Annotated in this window: 13 protein-coding genes; 2 read left to right on the forward strand and 11 right to left on the reverse strand. The window is 65.3% G+C overall.

Translation table 11 applies throughout. The annotated features are described in order from the left end of the window. The 6 genes from KH616_RS13290 to KH616_RS13315 all read right to left on the reverse strand — a co-directional run. On the reverse strand, positions 1-1,310 hold a 1,310-nt coding region (locus tag KH616_RS13290), incomplete at its 3' end, for an acyl-CoA dehydrogenase family protein (RefSeq protein WP_292245144.1). A 110-nt stretch (positions 1,311-1,420) separates the two neighbouring features. Further along, positions 1,421-2,356: an electron transfer flavoprotein subunit alpha/FixB family protein gene (locus tag KH616_RS13295; RefSeq protein WP_292245146.1), complete on the reverse strand. Its 936-nt coding sequence runs from the start codon at positions 2,354-2,356 to the stop codon at positions 1,421-1,423. A 16-nt stretch (positions 2,357-2,372) separates the two neighbouring features. After that, a complete protein-coding gene (locus tag KH616_RS13300) occupies positions 2,373-3,122 on the reverse strand; it encodes an electron transfer flavoprotein subunit beta/FixA family protein (RefSeq protein ID WP_292245148.1) in 750 nt (249 codons plus the stop codon). Between the two features lie 231 nt (positions 3,123-3,353). Then, positions 3,354-4,148: a MetQ/NlpA family ABC transporter substrate-binding protein gene (locus tag KH616_RS13305; protein WP_292245150.1), complete on the reverse strand. Its 795-nt coding sequence runs from the start codon at positions 4,146-4,148 to the stop codon at positions 3,354-3,356. Between the two features lie 31 nt (positions 4,149-4,179). Beyond that, positions 4,180-4,833: a methionine ABC transporter permease gene (locus KH616_RS13310; protein ID WP_292245152.1), complete on the reverse strand. Its 654-nt coding sequence runs from the start codon at positions 4,831-4,833 to the stop codon at positions 4,180-4,182. Next, positions 4,823-5,857 (reverse strand): methionine ABC transporter ATP-binding protein, encoded by a 1,035-nt coding sequence (locus tag KH616_RS13315; RefSeq protein ID WP_292245153.1) that lies wholly within the window; start codon positions 5,855-5,857, stop codon positions 4,823-4,825. Before KH616_RS13315 ends, KH616_RS13310 begins: the two co-directional genes overlap by 11 nt. A gap of 244 nt (positions 5,858-6,101) precedes the next feature. On the opposite strand from KH616_RS13315, the gene KH616_RS13320 reads away from it, so the two are divergent. Then, positions 6,102-7,013, forward strand: a complete 912-nt coding sequence (locus KH616_RS13320) for an alpha/beta hydrolase (RefSeq protein WP_292245155.1) — start codon at positions 6,102-6,104, stop codon at positions 7,011-7,013. 9 nt (positions 7,014-7,022) lie between these two features. Here KH616_RS13320 and KH616_RS13325 read toward each other — a convergent pair whose 3' ends face one another. After that, positions 7,023-7,946: a histone deacetylase family protein gene (locus KH616_RS13325; protein WP_292245166.1), complete on the reverse strand. Its 924-nt coding sequence runs from the start codon at positions 7,944-7,946 to the stop codon at positions 7,023-7,025. Positions 7,947-8,116: 170 nt separating this feature from the next. On the opposite strand from KH616_RS13325, the gene mltB reads away from it, so the two are divergent. Continuing rightward, positions 8,117-9,349: a lytic murein transglycosylase B gene (mltB, locus tag KH616_RS13330; RefSeq protein ID WP_292245168.1), complete on the forward strand. Its 1,233-nt coding sequence runs from the start codon at positions 8,117-8,119 to the stop codon at positions 9,347-9,349. Positions 9,350-9,422: 73 nt separating this feature from the next. On the opposite strand, the gene cysM is transcribed toward mltB, so the two are convergent. The 4 genes from cysM to KH616_RS13350 all read right to left on the reverse strand — a co-directional run. Beyond that, a complete protein-coding gene (gene cysM / locus KH616_RS13335; RefSeq protein ID WP_292245170.1) occupies positions 9,423-10,325 on the reverse strand; it encodes a cysteine synthase CysM in 903 nt (300 codons plus the stop codon). A gap of 208 nt (positions 10,326-10,533) precedes the next feature. Further along, entirely contained in the window at positions 10,534-10,923 is a 390-nt protein-coding gene (locus KH616_RS13340) for a helix-hairpin-helix domain-containing protein (protein WP_292245172.1), read from the reverse strand. A 74-nt stretch (positions 10,924-10,997) separates the two neighbouring features. Beyond that, on the reverse strand, positions 10,998-11,990 hold the full coding sequence (gene rfaD, locus KH616_RS13345) for an ADP-glyceromanno-heptose 6-epimerase (RefSeq protein ID WP_292245173.1): 993 nt from the start codon (positions 11,988-11,990) through the stop codon (positions 10,998-11,000). Positions 11,991-12,054: 64 nt separating this feature from the next. Continuing rightward, positions 12,055-12,410 (reverse strand): PfkB family carbohydrate kinase (locus KH616_RS13350; protein WP_292245174.1); only part of this gene is annotated, 356 nt, incomplete at its 5' end.

The following is a 12,410-nucleotide window of genomic DNA, read 5'->3' on the forward strand; positions in this document are numbered from 1 at the left end:
ATCGCAAGAATCCGCGCATCGCGGTAATACTGCGCCGCGCCCGTCTCTTCGATGAAACCCATGCCGCCATGCACCTGCACGCCGAGGCTCGCGACGTCGTTGACCATCTCGGTGCTCCAGCCCTTTACGACCGGCACGAGGTATTCGTAGATCGCCTGATGGCGCGCGCGCACCGCGTCATCGGGATGGCGATGCGCAATGTCGCTGTGCGCGGCCGCGACGTATGCCAGCGCCCGCGCGCCTTCCGTCAGCGCCCGCATCGTCCCGAGCATCCGGCGGACGTCCGGATGATGGATGATCGTCACCGACTGGCTGGCCGAACCGTCGACCGGACGGCTTTGCACCCGCTCTTTCGCGAACGCCGCCGCCTTCTGATAGGCGCGATCGGCAACGCCAATACCCTGCACGCCGACGCCGAAGCGCGCAGCGTTCATCATGATGAACATGTATTCGAGGCCACGGTTCTCCTCGCCGACGAGGTAGCCCACCGCGCCGCCATGATCGCCGTAATGGAGCACCGCGGTCGGGCTCGCCTTGATGCCGAGCTTGTGCTCGATCGACACGCAGTGCACGTCGTTGCGCGCACCGAGACTGCCGTCCTCGTTGACGAGGAATTTCGGCACGATGAAGAGCGAAATGCCCTTCACGCCCTGCGGCGCATTCGGCGTGCGCGCCAGCACCAGATGGACGATGTTGTCGGCCATGTCGTGCTCGCCCCACGTGATGAAGATCTTCGTGCCGAAAATCCGGTAGGAGCCGTCGCCTTGCGGCTCGGCGCGCGAACGCACCAGCGCGAGATCGGAGCCGGCCTGCGGCTCGGTCAGGTTCATCGTGCCCGTCCACTCGCCCGAAATCAGCTTCGGCACGTAGCGCTGCTTTTGTTCCTGCGTGCCCGCGGTCAACAGCGCCTCGATCGCGCCGTCGGTCAACAGCGGACACAGCGCGAACGACAGGTTCGACGCGTTCAGCATTTCGATGCACGGCGTGGCGATCAGCTTCGGCAGGCCCTGACCGTCATAGTCGACGGGATGCTGCAGGCCTTGCCAGCCGCCTTCGACGAACTGCCGGAACGCTTCCTTGAAGCCCGGCGTCGCGCGCACTTCGCCCTGGTTCCAGCTGCTCGGATTGCGGTCGCCCTCGACGTTCAGCGGCGCCAGCACTTCACCGCAAAATCGGGCGGATTCGTCGAGCACGGCCTGAGCCGTGTCGAAGCCGGCGTCCTCGAAACCGGGCAGCTTCGCGACATCGTCGATGCCGGCCAGTTCCTTCAGCACGAACAGCATATCCTTGACAGGTGCGACGTAACTCATGGTGCTCTCCTCTCTCCCTTCTGCATGTTGGCGTAAAAAAAGGGGCGCTTGCCGCGCCCCTTGTGTCATGTGCTTGCCGCTGAACGTCATGCGCAGCGCATGGCGCCGCTTCAGCCGAGCTCGTTGACAAGCTCCGGCACGAGCGTGAACAGATCGCCGACGAGGCCGTAATCGGCCACGCTGAAGATCGGCGCTTCCGGATCCTTGTTGATCGCGACGATCACCTTCGAATCCTTCATGCCGGCCAGATGCTGGATCGCGCCCGAGATACCGACCGCGATGTACAGCTGCGGCGCGACGATCTTGCCGGTCTGACCGACCTGGTAGTCGTTCGGCACATAGCCCGCGTCCACCGCCGCGCGCGAGGCGCCCAGCGCCGCTTGCAGCTTGTCCGCCAGCGGCTCGAGCACCTTTGTGTAGTTCTCGCCGCTGCCCAGACCGCGGCCGCCCGACACGATGATCGACGCCGACGTCAGTTCCGGACGGTCCAGCTTCGTCACTTCACGGCTCACGAATTGCGACTTGGCGGCATCCGCCGCCGCCCCGATCTTCTCGACCGCCGCGCTGCCGCCTTCCGCTGCAACCGGATCGAAGCCCGTCGCACGCACCGTGATCACCTTGATCGGGTCGCTCGACTGCACGGTCGCGATCGCGTTGCCCGCGTAGATCGGACGCTCGAACGTGTCGGCACTGTCAACCGCCGTGATGTCCGAGATCTGCGCCACATCCAGCTTCGCCGCGATGCGCGGCGCGATGTTCTTGCCATAGGCGGTCGCCGGCGCGAGGATGTGCGAGTAATCCTTCGCCACGTTCAGCGCCGTCGCCTCGACGTTTTCCGCGAGGCCTTCGGCCAGTTGCGGCGCGTCGGCCAGCAACACCTTCGAAACACCCGCGATCTTCGCAGCCGCGTCGGCCGCCGCTTGTGCGTTGTGGCCCGCGACCAGCACGTGAATGTCGCCGCCGATCTTCTGCGCAGCAGCCACCGTGTTCAGCGTCGCCGCCTTGATCGACGCGTTGTCGTGTTCGGCAATAACCAGAATCGTCATTTCTTTCCGCTCCCTCTTACAGCACCTTGGCTTCGGTCTTCAGCTTCTCGACCAGCGTCTTCACGTCCGGCACCATCACGCCAGCCGCACGCTTCGGCGGCTCGACCACTTTCAGCGTCTTCAGGCGCGGCGTCACGTCCACCCCAAGATCTTCCGGCTTCACGGTTTCCAGCGGCTTCTTCTTCGCCTTCATGATGTTCGGCAGCGTCACATAGCGCGGCTCGTTCAGACGCAGGTCGGTCGTGATCACGGCCGGCAGCGTCAGCGACAGCGTTTCCGCGCCGCCATCCACTTCACGCGCGACCGTAGCCTTGCCGTCGGCGACCGTCACCTTCGATGCGAACGTCGCCTGCGGCAGGCCCGCCAGCGCGGCCAGCATCTGGCCGGTCTGGTTCGAATCGTCGTCGATCGCCTGCTTGCCGAGAATCACCAGCTGCGGCTGTTCCTTGTCGACCAGCGCCTTCAGGATCTTCGCGACGGCCAGCGGCTCGACGCTGTCATTCGATTCGACGAGGATCGCGCGATCCGCGCCGATCGCCAGCGCCGTGCGCAGCGTTTCCTGCGCCTGCGCCACGCCGACCGACACCACGACCACTTCGGTCGCGACGCCCGCTTCCTTCAGGCGAACCGCCTCTTCCACCGCGATTTCGTCGAACGGGTTCATCGACATCTTCACGTTCGCAATGTCGACGCCCGTGTTGTCCGACTTCACGCGGACCTTCACGTTGTAATCGACCACTCTTTTCACTGGCACCAGGATTTTCATGCACACGCTCCAAAGTTACGAATACGACCAGAGACCATTTTATAGCGAGGCCTCCATACTACGCGGCCAAGCGGGCCAATCCATCGTGGCTATCGAGGATAGCGCTCCTCTGCGGCGCGCCGGCAATAGCGAACGGTCGTTCTATTTTAAAAGAGAAAAAACCCGGACGCAAAGCCCGGGTGTTCGATCACCGACTCTAATCACCGGCGGGCGTCCGATACATTGCCCTTGTTACCAGGCGGCGATCACCGCACCGCCGAATTTGCCGTCGATGTACTGCTTCACCTCGGGCGAATGATAGGCCGCGACGAGTTTCGCCACCCACGGCTTGTTCTTGTCGGCCTCGCGAATCGCGATGATGTTCGCGTACGGGCCGTTCGGATCCTCGATCGCGATCGAATCCTGCCGGGGTTTCAACCCTGCTTCCATTGCATAGTTCGTGTTGATCGCAGCCGCGTCGACGTCGCCGAGCGAGCGCGGAATCTGCGCCGCGTCGAGCTCGACGATCTTCAGCTTTTTCGGGTTGTCGACGATATCGAAGCGCGTCGCCTTCAGCCCCGCGTCCGCCCGCACCTTCAGCAGCCCCTGTTTCTGCAGCAACAGCAGCGCACGGCCGCCATTCGTCGGATCGTTCGGGATCGCGATGGTCGCGCCCGGCTTCAGCTCGGCGAGCGACTTCACGCGCTTCGAATAGATTCCCATCGGGAACGTGACGGTGTCCGCGACCTTGATCAGCTTGTAGCCGCGATCCTTCACCTGCGCGGCGAGATACGGCGCGTGCTGGTAACTGTTCGCGTCGAGATCGCCCGCGGCGAGCGCCGCGTTCGGCTGCACGTAGTCGGAGAATTCGACGATGCGGATGTCGAGGCCGCTCTTCGCCGCCACCTTCTTCACCTCTTCCATCACCTGGGCGTGCGGGCCGCCCGTCACGCCGACCCTGATGGTTTCGGCACGGGCCTGCGCGCCCGCCAGCAGCGCGGCTGCGCCCAGCGCCGCCGCGAACTTCAGCATGAATCGTCGTTGCATCGTCTATCCCCCAAACAGGTCGAATATCGTTTTACTTGTGGCTCAAGCGCCGCACCAGCCAATCGCCGAACGACTGCACGAGCTGCACGAACACGATCAGGATCGCCACCACCGTCCACATCACTTCCGGCAGGTAGCGCTGGTAGCCGTAGCGAATGCCGAGGTCGCCGAGACCGCCGCCGCCGATCGCGCCCGCCATCGCCGAATAGCCGACGAGCGACACGAACGTGATCGTCAGCCCGGCGACGATGCCCGGCAGCGATTCCGGCAGCAGCACCTTGAAGACGATCTGCGATGTCGTCGCACCCATCGCCTGCGCCGCCTCGATCAGCCCGCGGTCGACTTCCCGCAATGCCGTCTCGACGAGCCGCGCGATGAACGGCGCGGCCGCGAGCGTCAGCGGCACGACCGCCGCGGCCGTGCCGATCGACGACCCCGTGACGAGCCGCGTAAACGGAATCACCGCGACCAGCAGGATGATGAACGGCGTCGAGCGCACCGCATTGACGATGCCGCCGAGCACGCGGTTCACCGCGAGATTCTGCAGCACGCCCTGGCGATCGGTCAGATAGAGCAGCACGCCGAGCGGCAGCCCGACGAGCGCGCCGACCACGCCGGAGATGCCGACCATGATCAGCGTCTCCCAGAACGACTGCACGAACATATCGAACATTTCACTCAACATGCGAAAGCTCCTCTACCACCACGCCTTGCTCACGCAGGAACGCGAGCGCCTGCCCTACCTTGCCCGGCTCGCCGCCCGCGAGCACCGCGAGCGAACCGAACGCCTGGCCCTGGATCTCGTCGATCTGGCCGTGCAGGATGTTGAAATCGAGTTCGTAGCGGCGAATCGTCTCCGACAGGATCGGCTGATCGACGCCCGAACCGGTGAACGCGAGGCGCAGCAGATGACCGCTGCCCGCCTTGAGCCGCTCGGCGACACGCGCCTTCAGCGCGGGCGGCAGTTCCTGCGCGATCACGTCGCCGATCAGCGCGCGCGTCACTTCGTGACGCGGCTGCAGAAACACGTCGATCACCTTGCCTTGCTCGACCACGCGCCCCGCGTCGAGCACCGCGACGCGGTCGCACACCTGCTTGATCACTTCCATCTGGTGCGTGATCAGCACGATCGTCAGGCCGAGTTCGCGGTTGATGCGCTTGAGCAGATCGAGGATCGAACGCGTCGTTTCCGGATCGAGCGCCGACGTCGCTTCGTCGGACAGCAGCACCTTCGGCTTGCTCGCCAGCGCGCGTGCGATGCCGACGCGCTGCTTCTGGCCGCCGCTGATCTGCGCCGGATAACGATCCTTCTGCGCAGACAGCCCGACGAGGTCGAGCAGCGGCAGCACCGCGGCTTCGATCTCGGCACGGCTCGCGCCGGCCAGTTCGAGCGGCAGCGCGACGTTCTCGAACACCGTGCGCGACGACAGCAGGTTGAAGTGCTGGAAGATCATGCCGATTTCGCGGCGCGCTTCGCGCAGCTCGCGCGCCGGCAGCAGCGTGAGATCGCGCCCGCCTACGACGACATTGCCTTCGGTCGGCCGCGTCAGCAGGTTGATGGTGCGCACGAGCGTGCTCTTGCCTGCGCCGCTGCGGCCGATGATGCCGAACACCTCGCCCTGCGGAATGGCGAGATTGATGTTATGCAGTGCCTCGACCCAGCCATTCGGCCCCGGGAATCGCTGCGACAGATTGCGTAATTCGATCATGTAAAAAAGCAAAACGGCGAACGGCTGTGGAGCCGCGTGTGCAGGCTCCGCCAGTCGGCCGCCGATGCATCTGGATCTGGAATAGCCGGCGATTCTACCGCAATCCTCTAATTCCCCTTAATAATTGATTTCGATTTTTTCATAACCAGACGAAATTAGAGTACGTGACAGAGTCGCGGCGTCCGGGCGGCGTCTATGATCGGGAACCCGCGTATCAAACCCATACCGAGAAGGGACACGCCAGATGAATGCCACGACCTCGCCAGACGCTTCCTGCGCGACAGCGCCGGCCGCCGGCCGGCCGCCGCAAACCGGCCGGCTGCGCACCGCCGACGGACTGGAACTGACGTCGTATCGCTGGTCCGCCGGCGACGGCGCGGCACCGCCTCGCGCTACGGTCGCGCTTCTGCACGGGCTGGCCGAACATGCGCGACGCTACGACGCACTCGCCGCGCGTCTGAATGCCGCCGGCATCGACGTGCTGGCGATCGATTTGCGCGGGCATGGCCGGTCGCCCGGCAAGCGCGCGTGGGTCGAACGTTTCGACGACTACCTGAACGATGCCGATGCGCTCGTCGCCGAGGCGGCGCAAGGCGATTCGCCATTGTTCCTGATGGGACACAGCATGGGCGGCGCGATCGCCGCGCTGTATGCGATCGAGCGCATGCCCGCGCACGGCCGGACGGTTGCCGGCCTCGTGCTGTCGAGTCCGGCGCTCGCGCCCGGACGCGACGTGCCGCGCTGGATGCTCGCGCTGAGCCGCGTCATCAGCCGCGTGTGGCCGACTTTCCCGGCGCTCAAGGTCGACGCGGCGCTGCTGTCGCGCGACAAGGCGGTCGTCGAGGCCAACCGTGCCGATCCGCTCGTCCATCATGGTGCGGTGCCCGCGCGCACCGGCGCGGAAGTGCTCGACGCCATGGCGCGCATCGAACGCGGCCGCGGCACCTTGCGCGTACCGCTGCTCGTCTATCACGGCACCGAGGACAAGCTGACCGAGCCCGACGGCAGCCGTGCATTTGGCGCACGCGCCGGCTCGCCCGACCTCACGCTCACGCTCTATGAAGGCGGGTACCACGAAACGATGAACGACCTCGAGCGCGATCGCGTGATCGACGCGCTGATCGCGTGGATTCACGCGCGCGCCCCCGCGCGTTGAACGGCCCGATCAGATACCGGCCAGCACGCGCAAATGCGCGACGACGCTGCGCCCGAGCGCGGACAGGTTGTAGCCGCCCTCGAGGCAGCTGACGATACGCCCCTGCGCATGGCGCCGTGCGACGTCGACAACCTGGTCGGTCAGCCATTCGAAGTCCGCTTCGACGAGGCCCAGGCCGCCGACATCGTCTTCCCGATGCGCGTCGAAGCCCGCGGAGATGAACAGCATCTGCGGCTTGAACGCGTCGAGGCGCGGCAGCCAGAACATGTCGACCGCCTCGCGGACGGCCATGCCGTTGCTGCGCGCCGGCATCGGCAGGTTGACCATGTTCGGCGCCTGATGCTCGGCGCCCGAGAACGGATAGAGCGGATGCTGGAAAAAGCTGCACATCAGCACGCGCTCGTCGTTCGCGAATGCCGCTTCGGTGCCGTTGCCGTGATGCACGTCGAAATCGATGATCGCAACGCGCTCGAGTCCATGCACGTCGAGCGCATGCCGCGCCGCGATCGCAACGTTGTTGAAGAAGCAAAAGCCCATCGCGCGCGCCGGCTCCGCATGATGGCCCGGCGGCCGCACGCTGCAGAACGCGTTGTCGTAGCGCCCCGCGATCACCGCATCGGTCGCGGCGATCGCGGCACCGGCGGCACGCAGGGCCGCGCGCCATGTGTAACGGTTCATCGACGTATCGGGATCGACCTCGACGTAGCCGTCGGCCGGCACCCGGCTTCTGATGTAGTCGATATGCGCCTGCGTATGCACGCGCGCGAGCGCAGTCTCGCTCGCGAATGGCGCCGTCTCGTGCGCGATCAGATCGTCGATGCGGCTCGCGATCAGCTGGTCCTGGATCGCCGACAAGCGGGCCGGGCATTCCGGATGCCATTCCCCCATCTCATGCAGCATGCAGTCGGGGTGGGTATAAAAGGCGGTTGCCATACGCTTCGTCAGAGCGCGCGTTGCGCTGCTGGTCTCCCGTCGATGTAGTCGATCGCCTTGTGCGAATTCGCCGCTAACTTACCACATCGGACGCCCGGTTCGGCCCGGCGCCGCGTATGCGTCGGTTATACTGCGCCGAACTCAATGCCTTGTCCGCTCTCCGGTTCGACATGAATTACAACAAGCCCGCCGCCTCTGCTCCCGCGCTGTCCCACGTTCGTCTCCCGCTCGTCATCGCCGCTTTCGCCGCGGCCCTGTCCATCGCGCCGGCGAGCGCGCAAACACAGACGCAGGCGCCCACGGGCATGCGCATCGCGCAGGCGCAACCGCAGCAGCCGATGCCGCAAGGCCAGACGTTCGAAGAAGAGATCGTGCCGCAGCGCTACGCAAACAATGCGAAAGTCGATGCGTTCATCAACGACATGGCCGGCAGCCACGCTTTCGATCCCGCGCGGCTGCATGCGCTGTTCTCGCGCGTGAGCTACTCGGCAACGGCGGTCAAGCTCGTGATGCCCGCGGCGTCGCCGGCGGTGAAGAACTGGCGCGTGTACCGTTCGCGCTTCATCGAACCGATCCGCATCAATGCGGGCGTGAAGTTCTGGCGCGCGAACCAGGCGACGCTGCAACGCGCGTCCGAGGAATTCGGCGTGCCGCCGGAGGTGATCGTCGGCATCATCGGCGTCGAGACGATCTATGGCCGCTACATGGGCAATTTCCGCGTGCTGGACGCGCTGACCACGCTGACGTTCGATTATCCGGACACGCCGAATCGCGAAAGCCGCCAGGCGACGTTCCGCAAGAACCTCGAGGATTTCCTCGTCTGGACGCGTGACAACCAGCTCGACCCGACGACCGTGCTCGGCTCGTATACCGGCGCGATCGGCATTCCGCAGTTCCTGCCCAGCAGCATCCGCGAATACGCGGTCGATTACGAGCACAACGGTCATGTGGATCTGCGCAGCAGCCCGACCGATGCGATCGGCAGCGTCGCCAACTACCTGAAGCAGCATGGCTGGGAAACGAATCGCCCGGTCGTCTGGCAGATCGCACCCGATATGGGCAGCCAGGGTATCGCACAGGCCGCGGCGGATGGACAGCCTGAGCCGCACTGGGTGCTGTCGCAGCTACTGCGTGCGGGCCTGACGCTCAACGACGCATCGGTCAATGTCGCGTCCGAAGCGAGCACGCCCGTCACGATCGTCGACCTGCCGACGCCGGGACGCGCGACCGAATATATGCTCGGCCTGAAGAATTTCTATGTGCTGACGCGTTACAACCGCAGTTTCTTCTATGCGCTCGCCGTCTATGAACTCGGCCAGAGCGTGAAGGCGCAAATGGAGGCGACCAGTGCGCCCAAGGCCGTGGACAACGGCAACGGCACGCAACCGCAGCAGCCGCAATAAGCGACGCTTGCCTGACGACGAAAAAAAACGCCGCGAATGTGCGGCGTTTTTCGTTGCTCGTGCCGGCTCCCGCTTACGCCGGGAAAACGCCGGTCGACAGATAGCGGTCGCCGCGATCGCAGATGATGAAAACGATCGTCGCGTTCTCGACCTGACGCGCGATGCGCAGCGCGACTTCGCACGCGCCACCCGACGAGATGCCCGCGAAGATGCCCTCGACAGCCGCGAGCTTGCGCGCCATCGCTTCGGACGCTGCCTGGCTCACGCTCTCGACACGGTCGATGCGGCTGCGGTCGAAGATCTTCGGCAGATAGGCTTCCGGCCACTTGCGGATGCCCGGAATGCGCGAGCCCTCTTCGGGCTGCGCACCGACGATCTCGATGTTCGGATTCCGTTCCTTCAGATATTGCGACACGCCCATGATCGTGCCCGTCGTGCCCATCGCCGACACGAAGTGCGTGATACGGCCGTCGGTGTCGCGCCAGATTTCCGGCCCGGTCGATTCATAGTGCGCGAGCGGGTTGTCCAGATTGGCGAACTGGTCGAGGATCACGCCCTTGCCTTCACGCTGCATCTGGTCCGCGAGATCGCGCGCCAGTTCCATCCCGCCCTTCACCGGCGTGAGGATGATCTCCGCACCGTAGGCCGCCATGCTCTGACGGCGCTCGACCGACAGGTCCTCCGGCATGATCAGCACCATCTTGTAGCCGCGGATCGCCGCCGCCATCGCGAGCGCGATGCCAGTGTTGCCGCTCGTCGCTTCGATCAGCGTGTCGCCCGGCTTGATGCGGCCGCGCTCTTCCGCCTTGCGGATCATCGACAGCGCCGGACGGTCCTTCACGGAGCCCGCCGGGTTATTGCCTTCCAGTTTTGCGAGCACCACGTTGTTGCGTGCGCGAATCTCGTCGTCCGGCAGGCGGACCAGTTGCACAAGCGGCGTATTGCCGATCGTGTCTTCGATAGTTTTGTAAGCCATGGAGGTACCGTGAATGCGAGGCGGATCAATCGGTCGATTGTAAACCAGCGCCGCAACCCGCGCCTGCTGCCCCCACTGCGGCGCCGGGTTCCGGAACCGCGCGGCCGAGCACGCCGCATCCCGTACCCGCACGCAAAAAACCCGCGGCATGCCGCGGGAAACCGTCGCTGCAACGACGGCTGAAGGAGCCTGTTCCGTAAAATGCGCGTTACTTCTGCGCGGCGCGGGCGGCAGCGGCGGGTTTTGCCGCCGCTGCCGGCTTGCTCGCGCTCGCCATAGGTGAACCTGCGCCGGCCGCGCCTTTACCGGCAGTGCCTGCGCCAGCCGCGCCTAAGCCGGCCGCGCCGACCGTCAGCCCTTCCTTCTGCAGCCGCTCGACCGTATGACCGCCCATGCCCTTCACGCGTGATGCCAGATCGTCGGCATTCTTGAACGGGCCGTGCGCACTGCGCTCGTCGAGAATCGCCTTCGCGCGGGCCGGACCGATGCCCTTGATGCCAAGGAGCGCGTCCTCGCCGGCCGTGTTGACGTCGACGGCCGCCCACGCCGACGCGACCGCGCCGAGCATGGCCGCCGCGGCGAACCATTTCCTGATCATGTTCCGGATCTCCATGTGAAAACGGCCGGCGGCTGCCGACCGTGAGACCCAGTGTAATGACGCGGCGCGCCGGCTTAAACCTGGCCGGACAGCCAACGCACGTAACGGTCGACGCCTTCCTGCACCGTCAGGAACGGCGCGTCGTAGCCGGCCGCGCGCAGCTTCGACTGGTCCGCCTGCGTGAAGCACTGGTACTTGCCGCGCAGCGCGTCCGGGAACGGCACGTACTCGATCAGGCCCTGCTCGACCTGCTGCGCGAGCGTCAGCGGCGGCAGGTTGTCGAGCGCGCGCAGCGTGTTGACCACCGTCGACGCGATGTCGTTGAACGGCTGCGCACGGCCGGTGCCGAGGTTGAAGATGCCGGACTTCTCCGGATGATCGAGGAAGAACAGGTTGACCTTCGCCACGTCCTCGACCGACACGAAGTCGCGCGTCTGCTCGCCCGGCGCGTAGCCGTTGTACTCGCCGAACAGCTTGACCTTGCCTTCCGCGCGGAACTGGTTGAAGTTGTGGAACGCGACCGACGCCATGCGGCCCTTGTGCGTCTCGCGCGGACCATAGACGTTGAAGTAGCGGAAACCGGCGATCTGGCTCTTCGCAGTCGGCAGTACGCGGCGGACCACCTGGTCGAACAGGAACTTCGAATAACCGTAGACGTTGAGCGGCGCCTCGACCTCGCGTTCCTCGACGAAGCGCGTCGAGCCGCCGTAGGTCGCCGCCGACGACGCGTACAGGAACTGCGTGCCCTGCGCGAGACATGCATCGAGCACCGCGCGGCTGTAGCGGAAATTGTTGTCCATCATGTAGCGGCCGTCGGTTTCCATCGTGTCCGAACAGGCGCCTTCGTGGAACACCGCGCGCACCTTGCCGAAGTCGCCGCGCGCGAAGCGTTCGACGAATTCGGTCTTGTCGAGATAGTCGTCGATCTCGCAATCGACGAGATTCTTGAACTTGTCCGCGCGCGTGAGGTTGTCCACCGCGATGATGCGCGTCTCGCCGCGCTCGTTGAGCGCCTTGACGATGTTCGCGCCGATGAAGCCGGCCGCGCCGGTGACGATAAGGGTCATGATCGTCCTGCCTGAAAAAATGCGAGGCACCGCGCAGCACGCTCATCGCGCCGCGCGCGTGCGCTCAGTGAAACAGTTCGTCGTAGTCCACCGTGGCGGTGCCGAGCTTGCCGACCACGATGCCTGCCGCACGGTTCGCGAGCACGACAGCATCGACGAGCGGCACGCCCGCACCGAGCATCGTCGCGACCGTCGCGATCACGGTGTCGCCCGCGCCGGACACGTCGTACACCTCGCGCGCGAGCGCCGGCGCATGCAGTTCGCCGTCGCCGGAGAACAGCGTCATGCCCTCCTCGGAGCGCGTCAGCAGCAATGCGTCGATGTCGAGCGACGCGCGCAGTGCCGCGACACGTGCGCACAGATCGTCCTCCGACTTCCAGTGCCCGACGACTTCGCGCAATTCGGCGCGGTTCGGCGTGA

This window comes from Burkholderia sp., from assembly GCF_018375725.1.
Taxonomy (GTDB): domain Bacteria; phylum Pseudomonadota; class Gammaproteobacteria; order Burkholderiales; family Burkholderiaceae; genus Burkholderia.

What these genes read in the sequence shown, in the direction of transcription:
- KH616_RS13295 (WP_292245146.1), bottom strand. Translation starts at nt 2,356, where the DNA reads ATGACGATTCTGGTTATTGCCGAACACGACAACGCGTCGATCAAGGCG.
- KH616_RS13300 (WP_292245148.1), bottom strand. Translation starts at nt 3,122, where the DNA reads ATGAAAATCCTGGTGCCAGTGAAAAGAGTGGTCGATTACAACGTGAAG.
- KH616_RS13305 (WP_292245150.1), bottom strand. Translation starts at nt 4,148, where the DNA reads ATGCAACGACGATTCATGCTGAAGTTCGCGGCGGCGCTGGGCGCAGCC.
- KH616_RS13310 (WP_292245152.1), bottom strand. Translation starts at nt 4,833, where the DNA reads ATGTTGAGTGAAATGTTCGATATGTTCGTGCAGTCGTTCTGGGAGACG.
- KH616_RS13315 (WP_292245153.1), bottom strand. Translation starts at nt 5,857, where the DNA reads ATGATCGAATTACGCAATCTGTCGCAGCGATTCCCGGGGCCGAATGGC.
- KH616_RS13320 (WP_292245155.1), top strand. Translation starts at nt 6,102, where the DNA reads ATGAATGCCACGACCTCGCCAGACGCTTCCTGCGCGACAGCGCCGGCC.
- KH616_RS13325 (WP_292245166.1), bottom strand. Translation starts at nt 7,946, where the DNA reads ATGGCAACCGCCTTTTATACCCACCCCGACTGCATGCTGCATGAGATG.
- mltB (WP_292245168.1), top strand. Translation starts at nt 8,117, where the DNA reads ATGAATTACAACAAGCCCGCCGCCTCTGCTCCCGCGCTGTCCCACGTT.
- cysM (WP_292245170.1), bottom strand. Translation starts at nt 10,325, where the DNA reads ATGGCTTACAAAACTATCGAAGACACGATCGGCAATACGCCGCTTGTG.
- KH616_RS13340 (WP_292245172.1), bottom strand. Translation starts at nt 10,923, where the DNA reads ATGATCAGGAAATGGTTCGCCGCGGCGGCCATGCTCGGCGCGGTCGCG.
- rfaD (WP_292245173.1), bottom strand. Translation starts at nt 11,990, where the DNA reads ATGACCCTTATCGTCACCGGCGCGGCCGGCTTCATCGGCGCGAACATC.